This is a genomic window from Cohnella sp. GCM10012308, from assembly GCF_042649185.1.
GTDB lineage: Bacteria > Bacillota > Bacilli > Paenibacillales > Paenibacillaceae > Cohnella.
The window spans coordinates 477,790-500,091 of record NZ_JBHRYU010000002.1; the positions used below are offsets into that span (position 1 = coordinate 477,790).

The following is a 22,302-nucleotide window of genomic DNA, read 5'->3' on the forward strand; positions in this document are numbered from 1 at the left end:
GGGCTCTGAACGACTTTTATTTGCCCAGCTTTTCCTTCAGGGCGAGATTGAGCTTTAGCACGTTCACCCGCTTGTCGCCGAAAACGCCCAGGTCGCGGTCTTCGGTGTAGGCGTCTACCAGCGACGTCAGCTCGGCCGCGGACATGCCGGTCAGCTTGGCGATCCTCGGAATTTGCACAAGCGCGGACTGCGGCGTAATATGCGGATCGAGTCCCGAGCCCGAATTGGTGATAAGCGCGATCGGCAGACGATCGACCGGCACGTCCGGATTATCCTGCTGCCACTTCGCGATCGTTTCCTTGGTGCGTGCGAGCAAGTCCGGATTGGAAGGCCCGTAGTTATTCGAACCTGAAGCCTCCGCTTTATAGTCGATGCTGGAGACGCGACCCTGGAAAAAGCTTGGATCCGTAAACGACTGCCCGATCAGCTCGGAGCCTACAACGTTGCCGCCCTTGTCCTTGAGCAGGCTGCCGTTCGCCTGGCGGGGGAAAAGCAGCTGCGCGAGCCCCGTGCTGACAAGCGGGTAGACGATACCGCACAAAATAATGAACAGCAGACTGATGCGAACCGCAATCCAGAGCATCGATCCGCCCTGACGCACGCCCTCGTCGTCCTGCCCGTCCTGTACAAGCGTACTCATAGCCGGTTCCTTCTTTCTTTTTTAAATAGCGTCCGATAAATAGATGCTTGATAAATAGATACCTGCAAAATCAAAGCCAAGCGCTGTCGCGCGATCAGATCCATACATGGACGAGCATATCGATCAGCTTGATGCCGACGAATGGCGCCGCGATCCCGCCGAGGCCGTAGACGAGCAGATTGCGGCTGAGGAGGCGCGAAGCGCTCATCGGCCGGTAAGCGACGCCTCTCATCGCCAGCGGAATGAGCAGCGGAATGATGATGGCGTTGAACACCAAAGCCGATAAAATAGCCGACAGCGGCGAACCGAGCTGCATGACGTTCAAGGCGTCCATCTGCGGAATCGCCAGCATGAACATGGCGGGGATAATCGCAAAGTACTTGGCGATATCGTTGGCGATGCTGAAGGTCGTCAAGGCGCCGCGGGTCATGAGCAGCTGCTTGCCGATCGCGACCACCTCGATGATCTTGGACGGATCCGAGTCGAGGTCGACCATGTTGGCAGCTTCTTTGGCAGCCGTCGTGCCGCTGTTCATCGCAAGCCCGACGTCCGCTTGCGCGAGCGCCGGCGCGTCATTGGTCCCGTCCCCGGTCATGGCGACCAGTTTGCCGTCGGCTTGCTCGCGCCGAATGACCGCGATCTTGTCCTCCGGCTTGCTCTCCGCGATAAAGTCGTCCACGCCCGCTTCTCTCGCGATCGTCGCCGCCGTCAGCGGGTTGTCGCCCGTGCACATGATCGTCTTGATGCCCATCGCGCGCAGCTGGTCGAACCGCTCCTTCATCCCCGGCTTCACCGTATCCTTGAGATAGATGACGCCGAATACCTGCTTGTCGACGGCCACGGCCAGCGGTGTGCCGCCCTCCGAGGCGATCCGGTCCGCTTGCTTGCTAAGATCCTCGGGAATGGCGCCGCCCTGTGCCGCCACCCATTTGCGGATCGCGTCGACGGCGCCTTTGCGGACCTGGCGTCCGTCCGGCAGATCGATACCGCTCATCCGCGTTTCCGCCTTGAATTCCACGAAGCCGCCGCCTTCGCCAATCGCAGCGTCGAACGTTTTTTCGTTTTTCTTCATCCATTCCAGCACGGAGCGGCCTTCCGGCGTCTCATCCTGGAGCGAAGCGATCGCCGCCCAGGCGGCCGTCTCCTCGATGCGGGCATCGCCAACGGCTACGATGTCGCTCGCCATCCGGTTGCCGAAGGTGATCGTGCCGGTCTTGTCGAGGATCATCGTGTTGATGTCGCCCGCGGCCTCGACCGCCTTGCCCGACATCGCGAGCACGTTGAACTGCGTCACCCGGTCCATGCCGGCGATGCCGATCGCCGAGAGCAGCCCGCCGATCGTCGTCGGGATCAGACAGACCAGCAGCGCGATCAGCACGGGCACCTCAAGCTTGACGTCCACATAGGATGCGATCGGTCCGAGCGTGACGACGACGATCAGGAAGATGATCGTCAGGCTGATGAGCAGCGTGTTAAGCGCGATCTCGTTGGGCGTCTTCTGCCGCTTGGCGCCTTCGACCAGCGCGATCATCCGGTCGATGAACGTCTCGCCCGGATCGCTCGTAATCCGGACCTTGATCCGGTCGCTGACGACGCGCGTGCCGCCCGTGACCGAGTTGAAGTCCCCGCCCGCCTCCTTGATGACAGGCGCGGATTCGCCGGTGATCGCGGACTCGTCGACGGATGCCAGCCCCTCGATCACTTCGCCGTCCCCGGGCACCATCTCTCCCTGCGAGACGACGACGATATCTCCCTTGCGAAGCTCGGTCGAGGGCACGGTTTTCACGCCGCCGCCTACGACTTTATTGGCCGTAATTTCTTTTTTCGTCCGCTTCAGCGTATCGGCCTGCGCCTTGCCCCTGCCCTCCGCCAGCGCCTCGGCAAAGTTGGCGAACAGCACCGTAAACAGCAGGATCAGGAATACCGCCAGATTGAAGCCGATCCGGTCCTTCGCATCGAAGTAACCGGGAAACAGCGTCATGAGCAGCACGATTACCGTGCCGACCTCGACCACGAACATGACCGGATTTTTCATCATGACCGCCGGATTCAGCTTGATCGCGCTCGCCTTCAGAGCGTCTGCGACCAATGGTCCGGAAAACATGCTTTTTTTGCGTTTATCGTTCATGGCAGCTTCACTCCATCTCTTCATTAGCGAATCGTCAGATGCTCCGCGACGGGTCCGAGTACGATCGCGGGCAGGAAGGTCAGCGCGCCGATCAGAATGACCGTCCCGATCAGCAGGAAGGTGAACAGCGCGTTATCCGTGCGGAACGTACCGATCGTCTCGGGCACCCATTGCTTGCGCGTCATCGAGCCGGCGACGGCCAGCAGCGCGATCATCGAAACATAGCGTCCGAAAAACATAACGAGGCCTGTCGTAATATTCCAGAACGGCGTATTGTCCGTGAGGCCTTCGAAGCCTGAGCCATTGTTGGCGGCCGACGACGTATATTCGTACAGCACCTGCGAGATGCCGTGAAAACCGGGATTCGATATCGATCCCTTGCCCAGATCGCTCAGGAAGGCGATCGCCGTCGGCGCCAATATAATGAACGGATGCGCCAGTATCGCGACCGCGATCAGCTTCATCTCGCGCGGCTCGATCTTGCGTCCGAGGAACTCCGGCGTCCGGCCGACCATCAGCCCGCAGATGAATACGGCGAGCATCGCGTACATCAGCATATTGACGAGACCGACGCCTTTGCCGCCGAACACGACGTTCAGCATCATCTCGGAGAGCGGCACCAGGCCGCCGAGCGGGGTCAGCGTATCGTGCATATTGTTGACCGTGCCCGTCGTCGCCGCCGTCGTCACCGTCGTGAACAGCGCGGACTGGGCGATGCCGAAGCGCACTTCCTTCCCTTCCATGCTGCCCTGGGAAACGTCGATGCCAAGCGCTTCAAGCGCGGGATTGCCGCTCTTCTCCGCCGTATAAGCGACCGTCAGAAACACGAGGAACAGCGCCATCATCGCCGAGAAAATGACCCAGCCGTGCTTGCGGCTCTTGGCGAACCGGCCGTACATAAAAGGCAGCGAGGCAGGCAGCGCCCACATCGACAGAATCTCGATCACGTTGGTCAGCGCGCTTGGATTCTCGAACGGATGCGCGGAGTTTGCGCCGAAAAAGCCGCCGCCGTTCGTGCCCAGATGCTTGATCGCCTCCAGCGAGGCGACCGGCCCGATCGCAATCTGCTGCGAGGCGCCCTGCAGCGTCGTTACCGACAGCGTCGGGTCCAACGTCTGCGGCACTTGCAACGCCACCAATACGAGCGTGACGAGGATGGCAAGCGGGAAAAAAATCCGGGTGTGCGATTTGACGAAGTCCTCGAAGAAGTTGCCCAGCGTCCTGCCTTTGCTCGTAATGCCTCTGACGAACGCCACCGCCACCGAGAACCCGGTCGCCGCGGACGTGAACATCATCATCATGATGACCGCCATCTGCGAAAAGTAGCTTAAGCCCGTCTCGCCGCTGTAATGCTGCAGGTTCGTATTCGTAATGAAGCTGATGACCGTATTGAGGACCAGCGTCGGCTCCATGTCGCCGATGCCGTTCGGATTGAAAGGCAGTCCGCTCTGTATCCGCAGCAGGATGTAGCTGACCGCCACGAGCACGAAGTTGGTCGCAACGAAGCTGATCGCGTACCGCTTCCAGCTCATCCCCGGGCGGACTTTAAGTCCGACGATCGCAAAGATCGGCTTCTCTGCCCAGCCGAACAGTCTGTCGGTCCGATTGGGGGCATTGGAGAAGACGTGGAAAACGTAATTTCCGAGCGGCTTGGCGATCAGCACGAGAATGCCGATAACGATGACGATTTGCAAGAGATCCATGGCCTTTCCTCCTTGGGCTAAAGCGACTCAAATAAGCGTATCGTTAAAATTTCTCCGGGTGCAGCAAGGCGTACACCAGGTAGATCAGCAGCAGGCCGGTGAAAATCAGCACGATCGTCATGCGCGCTCGCCTCCCGCATCGTCGATCGATTTGTCGCACCAGATTACGAATCCGGCAACAAGCGCAAAGGCGGCGAGTAACGTCAAAGTCATCCAAATATCGAGCAAGGTCATACACTCCTTTTTGAAAATCACTCAAGCAGACGGCTGAGCAAAAATCCGACTTCCCCGGTTTGCGTGCGCACCACGTAGGTCGCGCCCAGCTTTTTGTAAATGACTTCCGGATGCCTGGCATGCGTAACGACAGTAATCGCAAGACACGAGCACCCGGCCGCCCATTGCAAATACCGGCAGGTCAGCGGCAGACTGGCTTCAAAAATGAACACCCGGCCGATCGGAAATGCGGGCGCGGCGGCGTTATCTTTTATAGAGGAAGTATTTACATGCACAACTTCGCTTACTCCGATCTTCCTCAACGCTTTTTCTTCTCTGACGTTGTTCGCGAGCGCGGCCACAGGCAGCTTTTTGTACAGCGCCTGGCGAATGAAGTCTCTCCCCGCCGCATGCGACGCAGCCACCAAGATACGACGTTGTTCCATAAGCTCCCCCTCCGAATGTAGGAAGAAGGCAACAAAAAAGAAGCCCGGCAAAGGAGGAACCTTTCCCGCGGCTTCCTGATCAAGACCGTCGTCTTGGATCGCGCGCGACAAGTGTTGCCTCTCCGATACGCTTGCGAGGTTAGCTGTCGGATTCGGGCGCGAGAGCCGCCCTACGCCGGGCACCGTCATGTGCCAGGCGATTCACCCCGTGGAGCCGATGATGGCTCCGATTGGTTCCCCCGTTCCTGCTCGTTCCAGGATTCAGCGTTTAACGATTTTGTTCATGCCTTTCGTTCAAGCGATTTGTCATGACTTTTGTTCAAACAGTCTCTTAATCCCTTCCTTCATCGAACTGTCTGGCCGGCGCCAATTTGCTTGCAAGGCATCGTTCTGCACGTATCTTAAGCCCGGCTTGCAACGCTGTAAAGGAACCCAACTAGGGTATAGGCCGATATTCAATAAAATCCGTTCATTTTGGAAATAAATTAAGTTCCATACTTCCGTTTACTCTCGAATACTTAATATTATTAAGATTATGAGTGATTTTTATAGTATTTTTACACCCTTTTACGGTTTATTTTCTCCGCTTTTTACAGTAATCTTAAGGAAATCGAGACCGAAAATACGAGCGGGCGGGAAGTGGAAGTTGTTGCGGAACCTGCAAGCTTTATGGGCATCTTGGCGGCCTTATGCAAGCATCACCCTCCTGGTCGCGCTCATGACGGTCGTCATGCATCTGCTCGGCCTTGCGTTCGATCTGGTGAATATTGCGCTGATCTATTTATTCCCGATCCTCGTCAGCGCGGTCTGGTGGGGCCTTCGCCCCGCGGTCTACGCGGCCGTACTCGCGATCGTCGCGCTGGATTTCTTTTTTGTTCCGCCGACGCTCAGCTTCTCGGTCGCGGACTTGCGTTACGTGGTTTCGTTCGTCGTTTATGTGGCCGTCGCCGCCCTCACCGCCAGCCTGGCCTCCAGGCTCAAGCAGCAGTTGCTCTATTCCAAGCAAAGAGAGGCGCAGACGACGGCGCTATACACGCTGAGCAGGCAGATGAACGCGATCACTGACGTGAATGTGCTGCTCGATAACGTCTCGCTTCAAGCGGCGCGATCGATGGGCAGCGAGATCGCCATTTATATGCCGGACGCCAAGGGCAATCTGGCGCTGAGCCACCGCTCCGCCGCGGATAGCGATTGGGGACGAGGCGAAGCGGAAAAAGCGACCGCCAAACTGGCCTTCGATCACGGCGAAGCGGTCGGCTATGGCTCGAGTACGCTGCGGGACGCGCCCGGCTGTTATTTGCCGCTGCGGACCGAGGACCGCGTATACGGCGTGCTCGCGCTTAATCTGAAGGAACGGAAAAACCTCTTTACCGCAGGGCAGCGGCAAATGCTCGAGGCGCTTGGCGGACTGGCCGCCAGCGCCGTCGCCCGCGCGAAGCTGGCCGAGGAGGCCAAGATCGCGCATCTGACGGCGGAATCCGAGCGTCTGCGCACGGCGATCCTGGACTCCGTCTCTCATGAGCTGCGGACGCCGCTTGCGGCGATCATCGGCTCCGCCACCGTGCTGGCGTCGGATGACGAACTGTTTACCTCCGAGGACCGCAAGGAGCTGTCGATCAATATTCGCGACGGCGCGCTGCGGATGAACAGGTTGGTTAAAAATTTGCTCAGCATGGTGCAGTTGGAGAGCGGCATGCTGCGTCTGCGGAAAAACTGGTGCGACGTGGAGGATCTGATCGGAGTGACGCTGTCTCAAGTGCAGGATTACAAGGAGCATCGCAAGCTGCGGGTACGGCTGCCCGATGAAGTCCCCCTTGTGTCTGGCGACGAGGTGCTGCTGGAGCAGATGCTGGCGAACGTCGTCGGCAATGCGATCAAGTACAGCCCGGACTACAGCGAGATCGACATTGAGGTATCGTTCGACCCGGACACGCTGGTCATTGCCGTGGCCGATCAGGGAACCGGACTTGCGGAGGAGGAATACGCGCGGATATTCGATAAGTTTTATCGCGCCGATGCCACGAGGCAAGTGACGGGCACGGGATTAGGGCTCGCGATTTGCAAAGGAATCGCGGAGCTGCACGGCGGTACGATCTCGGGAAGGCGCAACGAGCCGCAAGGCACGGTCATGACGATCGCGCTTCCGCTGAACACGCCGGATCAGCAGCAGAGCGGCAAGATCGATGAAAGGCATAGAGAACAGAGGACGGAGAACGATGGCGATGAATGAGCAAGGCGCACGGATCTTGATCGTGGACGACGAGCCTCAAATTCGCAAGCTGCTTCGCGTGACTTTGCAGGCTTATCGGTTCGTCATGCACGAAGCGGCGACAGGCGAGGAAGGACTGCAGCAGGCAGCACTCGTGCGGCCGGATTTGATCCTGCTCGACCTCGGGCTGCCGGATCTGTCCGGCCTGGAGGTGCTGAGCCGCATCCGGGAATGGTCGCTGGCGCCGATCATCGTCCTGACGGCCAGGGATCGGGAGGAAGACAAGATCGTGGCGCTAGACGGTGGCGCGGACGATTACGTGACCAAGCCGTTCAGCATGGGCGAGCTCGTCGCCCGCATCCGGGTGGCGCTGCGGCATGCGGCGGCCCACTCGGTTAACGAGCCGGTCCTGACGTTCGGCGCGCTGACCATCGATCTGATTCATCGCGTCGTCGAATTGAACGGAGAGCGGGTCAAGCTGACGCCGACCGAGTACGACCTGCTCAAGCTGCTGGCCGTGAGCGCCGGCAAAGTCGTCACCCAGCGTCAGCTGCTGCAGCAGGTGTGGGGCGATCAGCACGGCGAGTCCGACAGCCACTACCTGCGGGTGTATATCGGCCACCTGCGCAAAAAGCTGGAGACCGATTCGACGCAGCCTCAGTTTATATTGACGGAGCCTGGCGTCGGCTATCGGTTTCGTTCGCGGGACTGATATCGGATTTGACTCGCGGGGCTGACTTGCGGGAATGACTTGCGGGATTGACTTACGGGATTGACTTGCGGGATTAACTTCGGGAGTTGACCGAACAAATGCAAATGCAAGAGACGACGAGATTTATCGCAAAAAGAGTCGTTTTTCGAGCCTAGTTTTACTGCGGCCGAAAAATTTGCCTTTATGAAGAGCCTATCCGCCATCGCTGCATTTTACAGATCGCGAGGATCGGCCTATCATAAATGGCAAGCCGTCGCGGCTCGAAGGGAGAGATACCGTATCATGCAAGTGCAAGCCATCGAACCGCCGGCCGCTCCGGCAAGACCCCCGCAAGTCGTTCAGATCAGAAAGCTGGAACTCTTCATCGTGCCTCTCGCCGAAAATGAGCGTGTCTGCTTCGAAGTTCATTTACTTTTATCCACGAATACCGGGCCGCTTACGAGCGAATGGGTGCTCGAAGCGTGCGATAAGCCGTCCGATTGGGTGATCTGGTCCTATGGCTTTCGGAAGATGCTGAATGCCAAACAGCCTTGCGATGCATACGAGCTGGCGCGGAGATGTGGCGGAAACAGCGTATATTCGCACCTGGCACGAGCGGCGCTGCAGCAGTTGATCGGCAAGGAACAACTCGTTCGTGCGGATCGCCGGACAAGCCTGATGGAGCGGGCGTCCCAGTATGTTTGTTTGTTTTAGCGGGCGGCGCTTCGGTTTCTGGCTTACGCAATCGTACTTTACATAAATTGCGTCTCTCTCTCGTTGCGCCGTCAGCCGCCGGATTGCTCACATAATAATAGCCGGCGTTAGCGTCCTGTCGCGATTATCGGCACCTTTCTGGGGGTGGCGGAGGCGACGATCGTGCCTTTTGGCGCTTATCGATACCTTTATGAGCGACTCGGGCGCGGCGATCTGCCTTTTGGCGCTTATCCGGTTTTTCCGTGTAACTCATTCTCGGGAGGCGGTTTCTGCTCGAGTTGCACGGTTTTTCCGTGTAACTCACTCTCGGGAGGCGGTTTCTACTGGAGTTGCACGGTTTTTCCGTGTAACTCGCTCTTGGGAGGCGGCTTCTGCTGGAGTTGCACGGTTTTTCCGTGTAACTCGCTCTTTGAAGGCGGATTGCCGCAGTTCCTTTCTCCCCAACATCCGAGCGTCTCCGGCCATCCTGTTAAAACAGGCCCCGATCGCAGCCGATCGAGGCCTCCATCTTGCGGAACGTACTACAACGTCCCTTCCAAGCGCACCAACTGCGAAGATACGGTAAACGACCTTTCGCCGTCCGTTCCGACGATGTTCATGTAGTAAAGCTGCGTTCCGGGTGGAAGCTCGGCACGAACAGTGCCGCTTAACTCGTCGACGACTGCCGGAACGGTGAGCCACGGCGTGGTCGCCCGGCAAGCGCCGTCTTCGCCGTCGGCGGCGTAGGACGGCCCGGCCTCCGAACAGCGGACATATGCCTCCGTAACCACGACTCCTTCAGGCGCCTTAAACGCCAACTCGATGCCATGGCCTGCCGATGCCGTCGGCTGGCGAACGATCCGGATGAGCCCCGGGCCGCCCTTCGTCACGCCGTCCGCAAACCGGTAAATTTCCGAAGGCGCCCAGCCCTCGGCATGTCCGTGCCCCATATCGGGCAGCAGACACAGGCTCCCCCCGGTCGCGGCGGCGGACTTGCTCGTGGCGTCCGGGGAAAAAGCGTAGTCGAGGTCGCCGTTAAGCCAAAGCGTGGGCATCTTCACGGCATCGAAATAGACGGATGGATCCCACAGCGAAGCGATGGGAGCCGGCGCCATTTTCGATCTGAAGTCGCCTTGAGACTCCTGCAAATAACCCGAGCCGTATACCGGGACGGCAAAGGCGAACCGTTCGTCCTGCCCGATCGAGAGACTGGCGATAAATCCACCCCAGGAAATGCCGACGATCCCGATCTTGCCGCTGTCGATCCTGTCGTCGCCGCGAAGGATCGTGCCCGCGAGCAGCGCCTTGGCGACGGCAAAGTACATCCACTGCTCCGACAAAGGCCGGTCGATCGTCGAGAATGTCGGATCGCCTTTGGGACCGGCCAATTCGGGATCGTCCCGCTCGTAATCCCAGCTCCCCGGCGCAATCGGCTTGTTTCCTTCCGTATCGATGGCGATGGCCGCATAGCCGAGGGCGCGCCATTTGTCCGCCCATTCGGCGAACGCCGTGCCCAGACCGCCGTGAACGAGCACGACGGCAGGCACTGGCGACGCGGGGGATGCTTCTGCGGGAACGCTCATATAGGCGAATACCCGCGTCGGCTGGCCGAGGTAATCAAGGCCCCGGAAATACAAGGCCTTGACGATGTCCCCCGAAGCGGATAGGTAATCCAACTCCGGGCAAGGGGCGACGGCGGGCATACGGTAGACGGGCGAATCCAGATCGAACAGCCGCTTCCCGCCTGCAAGCGAACCACGCGAATCAAACGAATCACGCAGATCACGCAGATCACGCAAATCACTCGAATCACTCGAATCACCCAGATCACTCGAATCACGCAACTCACGCGAATCATAGTACGCACTCATTCGAAAATTTTGACCTCCCTGATTTGCGACGTTCCGTTCCAGCCGCTCGCGATGTCCAGCTTCACGTATCTGGCGCTCGCGGCGGGAAACGTGTAGGTCGTATCGTTCTCGCCGTTGTTTTTCGCGATGTACACGGTCGTCCAGCTGATGCCGTCGGCGGACACCTGAACGCTGAAATCCGCCGGCCCCAGCTTTTGCGCGAACGCGCTGTTGCGGGCGAATACCTCGACGGCTCCCACGCTTTTGACGGCGCCCAGGTCGAATCGAATCCAGTTCGGCGCAGCGCCGACGCTCGCCCACATGTTGCTATCGGAATCGACAATGCCGTCCATCGCCTTTCCCGCCTCGTAGCCCGCTCCCTCCGACGATGCGATGGCCGCCGCGATCGGCAGCTCCGTCAACGCTTGGCGGAACGCGAGCTCCTTGATCGCAACCTGATCGCCATACCCTTCCGTAATGCTCAGCCGGATATAACGCCCGCTCGCCGGCGTCCAGGAATAGCTGCCGAAGCGGTTGCCTTGATCGGCCACGGCGAGCACGGGCGCGCTCCAGGTCGTCCCGTCCGAAGATACCTGAACCGTAAACGCCTTCGGTCCGGCGCCGCGCCACTGGATATCGTCCACCGCCAGCCACGAATCGGATGCCCCGTCCACCGCCTGAAAATAAACCTTCGTGCCGATATAGGCGGATACGTCCCATGTCTCCGTCACGAACGAATCGTCCTGCGGCGGCTTGGCGCTGAACAGAATGGCGTCGTCCGAGGCTCTGCGCAAATAGTAAAAGTTCTGGTCGTTCGTGCCAGTCGGGCCGTCGTAGCCGGCCTTGCGGAAAGAAAACGTCCCGCTCTCAAGCGTAAAGCGCTCGCTCGTCAGCGTCCCCGTCGGCGTATTGCCGTTCAAATAAGAGGCCGCGTAACGCGATCCGCGGAACCCGCTCACGCTTCCGTTCGGATCGTACAGCAGCGGGAACGAGCCGAAGGCCGTGCCGGTCGTCGTCCACCCTGCCCAAGTGCCGATCTCGAAGTCGAAGTTGTTCAGCAGCTGCAGGTCGTCGAACGCGATCCAGCCGGCGCTGCCGTCCGAGGCGTCGGTATCCTCCACTTTGAAGTAGACTTCCTCGCCGATGTACGCGGACACATCCCAATAAGTCGTCGTGAAATGATCGCTTTGCGGCGGCTTGCCTACGATGAGCGGCGTATTGTCCGAAGCGCGCATCAGCCAGTAGTAATTCTGGTTGTTGCTGCCGCCCGGTCCGTCGTATCCCGCGCCGCGGAACGACAGGATCGGCTTGTCGACGACGAAGCTTCGGCTGGTCAAGATCCCCGTTGCGGTGCTGCCTGCGGCATGCGTCGAAGCGAAGTATTTGCCGTTGTAGCCGGGCACGGACGCCACGCTCTTGCCCCAGGGACGCGTCGGATCCGTCTTCTGATAGGTCGGCGACAACCCGAAGCCCGTTCCGGTAACGGTCCAGCCGGCGTAGGTGCCGCGTTCGAATCCAAGATCGGCGCTATACTGGACGTCGTCGATTCCGAGCCAGGCATCGGCGCCTCCGCCGTTTCCGTCCACGACCTGCATATACACGCTCGTCCCCATGTAAGCCGATACGTCCCAGGTTACCAGCTTGAAGCTGCCGCTTTGCGGCGGCTTGGCCGTAAGCAGGATGGCGTCGTCGGACGCTCTTCGCAGATAGACGAAGTTCTTGCCTTCGGCGCCGCTCGTTCCGTCGAACCCCGCCATGCGGAAGGTCAGCAGCTCCTTTTTGGGTATGAACGGGCGCGAGGTAAGCGTGCCTGTTGCAGCCTGTCCCCCGAGCAGCGAATCTGCCCAATAAACGCCCCGCCAGCCCGTCGCCAGCCCGCCGTGATCCGCGCTCGAAGGCGCCGATCCGAAGGCCGCGCCGGAAGCGCTCCAGCCTGCAAAGGTGCCCTGCTCGAACGAGAAGTCTGCGACTGCGCCCTTGTCCTTGTAATTGCTGAGAGAGACGCTGTCGAAGCCGATCCAGCCGTACGCGGCATCGACGTCGGCATCCGTCGCTTCCAGATATGCCTCCGTTCCGATCCATGCCTGTACGTCGAGCTGCCGCGTCACGAGCGCGTCGCTTTGCGGCGGCCGAACGACATAGAGCGGCGTGTTGTCGGAAGCGCGCTTGATCATAATGTAATTTTGCTGGTTCGTGCCTGCCGGGCCGTCGTAGCCGGCGATACGAAGACTTAATAAGTCTTTGTCGATCATAAAGTTCGGACTCCGTAGCTTGCCCGTGATCGAGTCGTCGCCCCATTTCGAATCGGCCCAGAACTTGCCTTTGACGTTCGTCACAAGGCCGCCGTGCGTCCCCGAGCTTGGAGCCGTGCCGAACGCGGCGCCGGTGACGGTCCAGCCGTCGTATCGCCCGTCCTCGAACGAGAACAGCTCATTCTCGTCGGCATCGGCGTACGGATACAGCTCCATGCCGGCAACCGGGTACACTTTACCGAGATCAACGGTCAGCACTTGCGGATTCGCCGCCGACGCGCCTCCGCCCAGCCAGTAGCCCGAGTCCTCCTTCAGTCCGTCGGCTACCCTATCCGGCGTATAGGGCTTCTCGGACATGCCGGCAGTTACGCCAGCAATCGGCAAATACCCGTAAGGCAGCGCCTGCAGCGTCAGCGGCTGCGACGAAAAAGCGGTAAACGTCACCAATTTCTGCGGCGTATTAAACGAGGTCTCCCGAATGGTGCCTCCGCTGACATGGTTCCACGGCGTTGTGACATCCAACGTCACCGCCTGACCGTTCAGACCGGCGCCGGTCTTGATCGTCATCGTCTGCCCGTTCCCCTGGTACTGGGGATCGGCGACCTCCCCGTTGGCGGAATATTGGCCGCCAGCCATGTACTTCGGATCGGCGACGACGACGACCTTGCTGTCGTCCAGCTTGTTCGTTCCCATATAGGCCGCGTGGAAGCGATCGCCGTCATACGCCACTTCCCGCACGATTCCCGCATGATCGGCGAAGTCGTGCAAGATTTTGCCCATAAACTCATCGTGGAACAGCTCGCTGTCGCTGACGGGAATCGTGCTGAACAGCACCTTGCCGGCGCCGTAGTCGTATTCCGCCATGATCGTACGGCCGCTGCCGTCGACCAGCACGGGCGTCGCCCCGCTGACGAGCGAGGTGAACGCCTGCGCCTGGCTGACGTCTTCCACGGCAAACGTGGCCGTCTCTCCCGGCTTCAGCGAAGTCAGCCAGTCCGGCTTGTTAGCCGCCACGCTTGCCGTGCGGCTCGCGGTCGTCGTCGCAGCGGCGCCCCCGGACAATCCCATCATCCAGTCGGACACGTTCGTCCCGCCGGAGATGGAGCGGGTCGACAGGTTCAGCTTGTAGTTGAAGCTGTCCTTGCCGAAGCCGACGATGGCGCCGCCGCCGTGAATCCAGCTGAGGAGGTTGCCCTGCGCCGTATCGGAAGTGAGCGTCAGGCTGGCATTGGCCGTCACCAGCAGCTTGTAGTTCGACAGCGCGCCGTCCTCGATCAGAAAATCGTCGACGATGTCCGGACTGTCGATGTAATGGGACCAGCTGGCGAACGGACGGACGTTAAAGCCGACGCCGTGATCCTTGTCGTAAATATTCATATAGTCGTCATAGCGGTAGCCTTTGCGGTAATTGCTGGAGTAAAAAGAATTATAGACGGCGACGTCGCTCTGCGCCGGCAGCGGGTCGACCGCCAGCAGCCGCTTCGTTTTCTCGGCGAACTGGTTAAGTTCTTGCGTCGGCGTATAGCTGGCCGAAGGATCCCAGCCGGTCGTATGCGGCGCGCCGACCCAGCCGCTGCCGATAAAATCCTCGGCCAGATTGCTGTTGTTGAACGTGCCGATGCCCTTCGACATGAGCCCGAACATCGTGTCGTCGCTGATCTCGGCCGATTCATAGTTCGCGTTGTCCATCGCGGTATCGTAGCCGTAGAATCGGGCGGCGGCGGCCAACGCCGCGGAGCCGAACACTTCGTCGGACGAGCTTCCCGCCAGGACGAACGGCTTGTAATCGCCGAACGCTCTCGCGACCAGCCCCACGCTGGCCTGGCTCTCCATCGGACTGAACAGATTCGTGCCGTCGATCTCGACGGACAGCGGCTTGTCCGTGACGGACCTGACGTCCGAAGCCGTCTGCTGCGCGAATTGAACGATATAGTCGCGGAGCCAGAACATGAGATCCGACCAGCTCTGACGGGCATCGTAGGCGCCGGTCATGCCGGTCCTCAGCGGCAGCGGCGGCTGAACGCCGCTCCATGACGCATAGGCGGTTCCCCATGCCGAATTCAGCGCGGCGAGGCTGGCGTAGTGCGTCTGCAGCCACTCCCGGAATCGTGCTTTGGCGTTGTCGTCGTAGACGTACAAGGACGGATTCACGATATCGCCGCCGAAGATTTCCATGCCGCCGAAAAATCCCGGACCCGTAAGCAAATGAGACCTGACATACGGATTGTCCGCGAAGTGTGCGGCGACTTTTTTAACGAAGGCTTTGGATAACGTCAAGTAATCGCTTGCAAAAGGATTGCCCCGGATCGAGGTGTCGAACGCATTGCCGTGCTCGTCCACCATCGGATCGCTTAATTGCGGCCATGCGGTCGTGGTGAGACCGATATTCTGGCCGAAAGCCATGTCGAAGCCGTGGCTGGCGAACCGCCCGACCGTCTCGTCCGCCTTCGCCCAGTCATAGTTGGCATCGACGTCCGGATCGCCGCCGTTCGGAAGAATCTGCGCCGCGTAATCGGGCGCATACCCGCCCAAGGCCATGTTGACCAGCTGTACGTTCGCCTTTTTTAACGCGTCGAAGCCGGCCTCGGTGAGCCTGGAGAAGTCGTAAGGATCGCCAGCGGCCAACGTGCCTACGCGATAAGGGTAAATTTCCGAAAACAGATAAGCCTCCCGAATTTGCATCTTGCCGCCAAAGCCCGCCGTCGCCTTGATCCGGATATATTGGGCTTTGAGCGGCGTCCAGCTGCTGTAGGTCCGCTTGTCGGCCGTTAAATGAACCGTACGCTGGACCGTATACGAGACGCCGTCCGCCGACGTCTCGACCGTAAAGTCCTTCGGCCCGCTGCCGATTTCGGGGAAAATCTCGATCGCGCCGGCATATTTCAGGCTGCCGAGGTCAAAAGAAATCCACTGCGGGCTTGCGGCCGAAGGAGCGGCATTCGCCGCCCATCGATTTGCCGCGTTGTCGTAAACGCGGTCGACGGCTTTGGCCGGCTCGTAGCCCGTCTGATGGGACGATGCGGCAACGTAGCTGATCGGCAGAGCCGCATTGCTGGCGCTTGCCGGCCGGTCGCTCCCCAGCAAAGCGGCGATGGCGACGATCGTTCCGGCTGCACAGGCTTTTATCGTTCTCACAGGTACTCCGCCTCTCATTGTCGGTTAAATACCTTGCTGCGGAACCAGGCCGTGGACTTGACGGCATTTCCTTCCCGGATTAATTCCCCGATCTCGTCCATCGCCACGTCGTCCAGCATGCGCTCGATCCCCTGCAGAAAACGTACGCTTTCCCGAACCGCGCCCTGGCCGTCCTCCCTGTAGGGGTATTGATCCATCGAGTACCAGCCCTCGTAGCCGGTCGTTTTCAGCCAGTAGAGCAGCTCGATATATTCGACAAAATGAATCGAGCCTACGATCATGTCGTCGTCCCAGGCTCTGTAGTTGTCGTTGAAATGCATGTGGAACAGCCTGTTCCCCGTCTGCTGCAGCAGCACCGCCGCATCCGCCATGTTCTCGCCCGCCATGATCGAGTGTCCGGTATCGATCGTCACGCCGACGTTAGGCAGCGCCGTGCCGACGGCGGTCAGCAGCGTATCGGCGGCGCGAGCCAGGTAGCTGTGCGTCCTGGGCTCTTTGACTTTGTATTCGAGGCTGAAGCGGAGGTCCGGATAGGCCGCACACGCTTTGGCCAGGCCCTCCTGCAGCCAGACTCTCTCCTGCAGAAAGTTTCCTTGGAGCGGGTAATCGTAACCGTCCTGCCCCGGCCATATGTTAATCAGCGGGCATTTCAATTTTCGCGCCACTTCCGCCATTTTCATCGTCTCTTCCAACGCCTGTTCCCTGACGGACGCGGACTTGGCCGCGAAGCTCCCGCCGCCCCACCGCTTCTGGGCGAACAAGTCGGGAATGATCGATACGCATTGCAGGCTGTTTTTATCGAGCAGGTTACCGATCTCCTCGACGGTGCTCTCCGTAATATCCCAGCTCCCGACAAGCTCCACGCCTTGAATCCCATCGATCTCGGCCGCCTGGCGGAGCATCTCCGCCTGATCCGGCTGATCCTTGTAGCCCGAGCTTAAGAACCGGTCCCGGGTGTTCCCCAGATTGCCGAGAATGACTGCATACTTGTTCATGCCGACCGCTCCCTCGCGTTCATTTTTCGTACCGTGAAAACATAGCTGCCCGAGCCGACCGCAAGCTCGGCGTACCCATCCTTCGGCGCGCAGCCATAGACGCCCGCCGCTCCTTCCACAAACCGCCCCGCCTGCCAAATTGGACTGTGCTCCTCATGAATCTCCCATTCCCCTTCTGGAACGGGCAGACAGACCGTGCCGCCGGCATTGGCCGGCAGTTCGACCTGCATCGTAAAGGCTCCCTCCTCCCGCTGCCACCGCGCGGCTACCCGCCCCTTAACGGTTTGCAAGCCGGCGCCCGCGAATGCGAGGTCTCCCGCCGGATAAGGCTTGATCCGGATCCGGTCGAACCCTTGCGCATCTTGCGCGAGGCCGATGCCGGCCACATACTTGTACAGCCAAGAGCCGACATGGGCGTGCATCGGGTGATTGCGCGAGTTCATCGTATTGCCGATGTCCAGCTCCCATCGCTCCCATACCGTCGTCGCGCCGTTTAAGATCATGAAGCCCCAGCTCGGATACGTCGTCTGCGTCACGAGTCTGTAAGCCGTCTCGATCTGTCCGCGCTCGGCCAGCACCTCGAGCATATGCTTGGTACATTGGTTGCCGGTGCTCAGATGATAGTCGTAACGATCGACGATATCGCGGACCAGATCGGCCAGGACGGCGGCGGCCCGTTCTTCGGGCACCAGTCCGAACCGGAGCGCGATGCTGCCGGGGCCTTGGCCACCGCCTGCGTACCGGCCCGTATACGCATCCAGAAAAGCCGCGTTAAAGGCCCGCTTGATGCTGTCCGCCAATGCCGCGAATCGCGACGCTTCGTCCGGCAGCTCCAGAATATCCGCCGCCCGGGCCAGCAGCGTCGCATTCCAATAGAAGTGCGCCGTCGAGACCAGCGCGCCCGGCGTGTGCTGCGAGACCGCTCCGTCGCCTTCGCCGTTCGGCTCGCATTCGACGACGGGCGAAGCCCAGTCGCCGTAGTAGCTGCGCCTCACGATGAAGTCCTCCGCTTCCTCCTCCAGGCAACGGTTCCACGCCTTCATCCCTTCATAATGCCGCCGCAGCGCGTTCTTGTTCCCGTAATGCCCGTACAGCATCAGCGGAATCGTCAGGTAGCAGCTCGCCACCGGATCGGCCGGCCGGAAGCCCCAGCGGTACGGCGCCGTGTCGGCTATCGCGCCTGTCCGTTCGTCCTGCGTATCCGCAATGTCGTCCAGCCACTTCGGATAAAACCGCGACATGTCGAAGTTGTAGAACGCCTCCTCCGCTCTCGCCGTCGCATCGTTGAGCCAGGCCATGCGCTCGTCCCGCTGCGGACAATCCGTCGGCATGCCGTGAAGATTGCTTGCCTCCGTCCACCAGACGTTGCGATGGAGCCGGTTGACCAGCTCGTCGCTGCATTCGAAGTCTCCCGCGGCGAGGACGGAGGAGCGCACGATCTGGGCGACGATCCGCTCGACCTGCGCCTGTCCCGCCGCAATCTCCACTTGCACGTATCTGAACCCGTGATACGTAAATCTGGGCGCATAAACCTCCTCCCCGCCTCCGCCCAAAATGTAGGTGTCCGTCGCCTCGGCCAGTCTGAGGTTGTCCTGATCCACGAAGCCGTCGTCATGCAGCGTCTCCGCATATCTCATCTTGACGGCTGCGCCGCGTTCGCCGTTCACGGTCAACTGCGCCCAGCCGGCCATGTTCTGGCCGAAATCGTACACCTGCACTTTGTCGCCTAGCAGCCGGCTTTCGGTCGGCTCCAGCTCCCCCATCACCCGGATCGGCTCCATCGTCTGCGGGACGAGCGCGCCTCCGGGACCGTCCGTCGCCGATGCGGTAATCCATCCGTTCGCCCGGTGATTGTACCGGGCCATATCGTAACCGACGGTATCCCACCCTTCCTTTTCCAGTCTCGCATCGTACGTTTCCCCGCCGTAGATGCTGTTGCTCGCGATCGGACCTTGCGCGATATGCCAGCCTTTGTCCCAATCCCAAGCCGTGGCGATTTCCTCCCGCGAGCCGTCCTCCAGCTCGACATTCAGCTGAATGCGCGCCTTCGGCGCGCCATACCAACCATTGCCCAGGACGAGCCCGATGACATGGTCGCCGGCATGAAGGAGATCCGTCACGTCGAAAGTCACATAGAGCACCCGCTTGCCGTAGTCGGTCGGACCCGGATCAAGCACATGATCGCCGACCTTGCTGCCATCCAGCCTCAGCTCAAAGTAACCGAGACCGGCCACATAGGCCCTGGCCTTCACCGCTCTCTTCTCCAGCCGAAATGCCTTGCGCAGCAGCACCGACGCGCCGTTCCAGCCGCCGGCCGGACCGATCCAGCCGCCCTTCCAGTCTCCCGGCTCAAGCAGGCCCATCTCGAAGGAAGCCGTATCGCTGAATAAACCTTCGCGTCCGTCGGCATCCCAGACCTTTACCTTCCAGTAGCAGACTTCGCCGCTGCCAAGCGCCGTCCCGCCGTACGCGATGCCGCAGGACAAGGCCGACTCGAGCTTGCCGGTATCCCACAAGTCGCCGCGGTCCGCCTCCAGCAGCCCGGTCGAGCTCGCCGCGACAATCCGGTAGGCTGTCTGGCGTTGGCCTCTCTCTTTATGCGTCATCGCCCAGCCGAGCTGCGGGCGCTTTTCTTCAATCCCGATGGGATTGACCGCGTACTCGCACGTTAACGACACCGTTTCAAACGGACAACCGCTGTCTTGTTCCATAGGAAGCCTCCGCCTTCAAATTCGACGCGTTCGACGCACACCCTCTAACGGTCGTGCCGTGTCCGTCGCCTTGATTATGACAAGCGCCGGGCTTCGCTTTAAAGTTTAAGATCACGTCATTTGTTTATTTAACTGTACTTCGAGCCTCTAAATTTCCGCAAAAAAGGCCTGTGCGCTCACAGGCCGAATTTGGTTCGATATTCGCTTGTCGTCATGCCGAATTTGGCCTTGAACATCGTGTACAAGTAATTTTTATTTTCCCAGCCGATCTCCTCGGCGATCTCGGCGATGTTCTTTTTGGTCGTACTGAGCAGCTGGGCCGCCCGATTCAGCCTGATCTCGTTCAGATACTCGCCGAAGGACTGGGCGTACGTCTCCTTGAATATTCGGCCCACATAGTCCTTCGATACGTTCAGATCGCTGGCGACGCCTTCCTGGCACAAGCCTTTGTTGCGGTAATCCGTCTCCAGGATGTGAATGATTTTTTCCGCAAGGGCGTTCTTTCGTTTGAATTTTTTCTGCTTCACGACCTCTGCGATCGACGCGAACATTTCCATGAACTTGACGTTGACCTGCTCGAGCGTCTCGCAGGCGACGATCTCCTGCGTGAACGGCTGGATCTCGAGTGGCAGCTTGTCGTAGCCCTTGGACTCGAGGTCGTTGACTTTCATATAGATCAGGTAGCAAAAGTAGAGCAGATAGGAAGCGACGTCGTCGTACGAATAACGCGAGATGTGCCGGACGATATCCGAATAGTGGCGGATGCAGTCGTCCAGCTTGCCTGCGGACAGGCTCTCGTCCAGCTGACGCTCAAGGCTAATGGGCCTCTCGAAAGCCTCCGCGCTGACGGCATCCGTATTCTCCGGTGTCAATATGGATCGATGTCCGTAGATGAAACGGTACTTCGACAGTTCAACCGCGTTTTGGTAGGCGGCGTGAATCTCCGATACGTCCGGCACGAGATATCCGATGGCGACCGTGAGCGACAGACCGGTTTTCTCCGCGAACCATTCCTGAATGCTTCGCATCAGCCCCGGCACCTGCGAATATGCGCCCACGGCATCGTCCGACCGGCTCTGCGCGATCAGGATCAGCTGCCGACCGTCCAGAACGACGAATTCGTGGCGGAACTGCCCGTCGATCATCTCGCCGCTTACGTTCCCGACCATATACCGGAACAGCTCCTGGTCCCGCAAGCTGAATCGGCGCTGGAACGCGTCCAAATCGTCGATCGCAAAATGACAGACCAAAAGCGGACTGTGCGGGAGCAGGCCGACATGCAGACGAAGGAACGTCTTCTCGATCTGTTCCGGACTCAGACTGCGATCGGTGAGCACATGGCGGAGCTCCTGCTGCTTCAGCCGGTTGTCGTTCTCGTTTTTGGCGATTTTCAGCGACTTGGCCGATTCGATGTTATCCATGAACACCCGGGATAAAAATTCGATCTCGCTGATCTGCGCCCCGGCCGGATCCGCATTGACCGCGCTGCCGACCGTGCCGATCACCCGGCGCAGCGGAGAGTACAGGTGCTTGGACAGAAAATAGGCCAGCACCAGCCCGATGGCGGCGATCACGACACAAGCGAGGTAAGTGACCAGCCTGAGCTTATTGATGTCCTTGACGATTTCTTGAAAAGGCGTAGCGCTTACGAATTTCCAGTCCAAAATGTCCGAGGAAACGTAGGTAATGAGCTTGCTGTCTTTTCCGGAACCGGCTTTGAAATACCCGGACTTCTCCGTGCTGCCCACGACCCGCTGCATGGAAGCCTTAGTGAGCGGTCCTGTCTGCTCCGCATCGGCATGCAATCCGTCGCTGATGAGACCGCCGCCGGTTAAGATCGCGACATCGTTGGACAGGGACGAGCCTTTATTTTTCAGCTCCTTGATCAGACCCGTCAGATAATCCACCTTCACGTTGACGACGATGGCGCTCTGAATGCGTCCGCTGTCGGAGTATCGGTCGCATATAAGGTAGGTCAGCACGTTCGTAGCCAGCCGGTTCGCCCCGTTGTAGCTGTTAAGCGGAATTTGCCGGGGAATCGGCGAAAATTGATAATCGGCCGGCAGCAGATTCTGTTCGATCAGCTGCGCCAGATCCCGATCCGGAAAATGATCGGCATCGACGATCGTTCCCGTTTTCGAGGAGTAAAACCGGTCCTGCTCGCCGTTGTATATGTATACGGAATAAATATAGGGAGACTGGTTGACCATCGTATCGATGATCTGGAGCTGTCCGTAGGTCTCTTCCGGATTGGCCGATGGCGCGTATCGCAGCGGAAGATTGTTAGGGTCTGAATAGATGGTGGCGGCGAAGCTTCTCACCGCATCGTTCATATAATTCGCGCTGTAGCTGATCTGGGACAACATATTCACGTTCGAATCGAACGTCATTCTGGATCCGATCTTCTCAAAATTGCGATTGAGGATCAGAGATTGCACGAAGAGAACGACGGCGATCAGAACCGAAATGTAGAGAATCATCTTCTTGTACATGCTGTAGGAACGGTTCAGAAATCTCATCGCTGTGGACTCCTTTGCTGGGCTTCCCCTATCATAACGCCTTCTGCGCGGAAAATGGGAAAGAAATCAGAGCCAGGCGGAGCGCCGGCATCGCCGTGCGCTCGCTGACTCCGACTT

General features: G+C 59.5%; 13 protein-coding genes and 1 riboswitch. Of the genes, 3 read left to right on the top strand and 10 right to left on the bottom strand.

The window, feature by feature from the left end; translation table 11 throughout:
* Positions 1 to 16: 16 nt before the first annotated feature.
* From kdpC to ACFOTD_RS05275, 5 genes are all read right to left on the bottom strand, one after another.
* The gene (gene kdpC / locus ACFOTD_RS05255) at positions 17 to 640 is read right to left on the bottom strand and encodes a potassium-transporting ATPase subunit KdpC (protein WP_378116426.1); all 624 of its coding nucleotides are present in this window, start codon (positions 638 to 640) and stop codon (positions 17 to 19) included.
* A gap of 94 nt (positions 641 to 734) precedes the next feature.
* The gene (gene kdpB, locus ACFOTD_RS05260; RefSeq protein WP_378116428.1) at positions 735 to 2,768 is read right to left on the bottom strand and encodes a potassium-transporting ATPase subunit KdpB; all 2,034 of its coding nucleotides are present in this window, start codon (positions 2,766 to 2,768) and stop codon (positions 735 to 737) included.
* Positions 2,769 to 2,791: 23 nt separating this feature from the next.
* Positions 2,792 to 4,471 carry a potassium-transporting ATPase subunit KdpA gene (gene kdpA / locus ACFOTD_RS05265; protein WP_378116430.1) on the bottom strand — a complete coding sequence of 560 codons (1,680 nt, stop codon included), beginning with the start codon at positions 4,469 to 4,471 and terminating at the stop codon, positions 2,792 to 2,794.
* 43 nt (positions 4,472 to 4,514) lie between these two features.
* Positions 4,515 to 4,631, bottom strand: a complete 117-nt coding sequence (kdpF, locus tag ACFOTD_RS05270; protein ID WP_378116432.1) for a K(+)-transporting ATPase subunit F — start codon at positions 4,629 to 4,631, stop codon at positions 4,515 to 4,517.
* Between the two features lie 91 nt (positions 4,632 to 4,722).
* Positions 4,723 to 5,241, bottom strand: coding sequence for a hypothetical protein (locus ACFOTD_RS05275; protein WP_378116434.1), 519 nt, complete (start codon positions 5,239 to 5,241; stop codon positions 4,723 to 4,725).
* A 2-nt stretch (positions 5,242 to 5,243) separates the two neighbouring features.
* Positions 5,244 to 5,407, bottom strand: a riboswitch (cyclic di-AMP (ydaO/yuaA leader).
* 372 nt (positions 5,408 to 5,779) lie between these two features.
* On the opposite strand from ACFOTD_RS05275, the gene ACFOTD_RS05280 reads away from it, so the two are divergent.
* From ACFOTD_RS05280 to ACFOTD_RS05290, 3 genes are all read left to right on the top strand, one after another.
* Complete coding sequence (locus tag ACFOTD_RS05280) at positions 5,780 to 7,360, top strand: ATP-binding protein (protein ID WP_378116436.1); 1,581 nt, start codon at positions 5,780 to 5,782, stop codon at positions 7,358 to 7,360.
* Positions 7,347 to 8,051 carry a response regulator gene (locus ACFOTD_RS05285; RefSeq protein WP_378116438.1) on the top strand — a complete coding sequence of 235 codons (705 nt, stop codon included), beginning with the start codon at positions 7,347 to 7,349 and terminating at the stop codon, positions 8,049 to 8,051. The genes ACFOTD_RS05280 and ACFOTD_RS05285 overlap by 14 nt, the downstream gene beginning before the upstream one ends.
* 282 nt (positions 8,052 to 8,333) lie before the next feature.
* Entirely contained in the window at positions 8,334 to 8,744 is a 411-nt protein-coding gene (locus ACFOTD_RS05290) for a hypothetical protein (RefSeq protein ID WP_378116440.1), read from the top strand.
* Positions 8,745 to 9,265: 521 nt separating this feature from the next.
* On the opposite strand, the gene ACFOTD_RS05295 is transcribed toward ACFOTD_RS05290, so the two are convergent.
* The 5 genes from ACFOTD_RS05295 to ACFOTD_RS05315 form a co-directional block, all read right to left on the bottom strand.
* On the bottom strand, positions 9,266 to 10,522 hold the full coding sequence (locus ACFOTD_RS05295; RefSeq protein WP_378116442.1) for a dienelactone hydrolase family protein: 1,257 nt from the start codon (positions 10,520 to 10,522) through the stop codon (positions 9,266 to 9,268).
* 68 nt (positions 10,523 to 10,590) lie between these two features.
* Complete coding sequence (locus ACFOTD_RS05300; RefSeq protein ID WP_378116443.1) at positions 10,591 to 15,960, bottom strand: discoidin domain-containing protein; 5,370 nt, start codon at positions 15,958 to 15,960, stop codon at positions 10,591 to 10,593.
* 14 nt (positions 15,961 to 15,974) lie between these two features.
* A complete protein-coding gene (locus tag ACFOTD_RS05305) occupies positions 15,975 to 16,955 on the bottom strand; it encodes a sugar phosphate isomerase/epimerase family protein (RefSeq protein ID WP_378116445.1) in 981 nt (326 codons plus the stop codon).
* Entirely contained in the window at positions 16,952 to 19,666 is a 2,715-nt protein-coding gene (locus ACFOTD_RS05310; protein ID WP_378116447.1) for an alpha-L-rhamnosidase, read from the bottom strand. Before ACFOTD_RS05310 ends, ACFOTD_RS05305 begins: the two co-directional genes overlap by 4 nt.
* A 176-nt stretch (positions 19,667 to 19,842) precedes the next feature.
* Positions 19,843 to 22,185, bottom strand: coding sequence for a helix-turn-helix domain-containing protein (locus ACFOTD_RS05315; protein WP_378116449.1), 2,343 nt, complete (start codon positions 22,183 to 22,185; stop codon positions 19,843 to 19,845).
* Positions 22,186 to 22,302 lie beyond the last annotated feature (117 nt).

Excerpts from the sequence above, each read along its gene's own strand:
- kdpC (WP_378116426.1), bottom strand. The coding sequence starts at position 640 with ATGAGTACGCTTGTACAGGACGGGCAGGACGACGAGGGCGTGCGTCAG.
- kdpB (WP_378116428.1), bottom strand. The coding sequence starts at position 2,768 with ATGAACGATAAACGCAAAAAAAGCATGTTTTCCGGACCATTGGTCGCA.
- kdpA (WP_378116430.1), bottom strand. The coding sequence starts at position 4,471 with ATGGATCTCTTGCAAATCGTCATCGTTATCGGCATTCTCGTGCTGATC.
- ACFOTD_RS05285 (WP_378116438.1), top strand. The coding sequence starts at position 7,347 with ATGGCGATGAATGAGCAAGGCGCACGGATCTTGATCGTGGACGACGAG.
- ACFOTD_RS05290 (WP_378116440.1), top strand. The coding sequence starts at position 8,334 with ATGCAAGTGCAAGCCATCGAACCGCCGGCCGCTCCGGCAAGACCCCCG.
- ACFOTD_RS05305 (WP_378116445.1), bottom strand. The coding sequence starts at position 16,955 with ATGAACAAGTATGCAGTCATTCTCGGCAATCTGGGGAACACCCGGGAC.
- ACFOTD_RS05310 (WP_378116447.1), bottom strand. The coding sequence starts at position 19,666 with ATGGAACAAGACAGCGGTTGTCCGTTTGAAACGGTGTCGTTAACGTGC.
- ACFOTD_RS05315 (WP_378116449.1), bottom strand. The coding sequence starts at position 22,185 with ATGAGATTTCTGAACCGTTCCTACAGCATGTACAAGAAGATGATTCTC.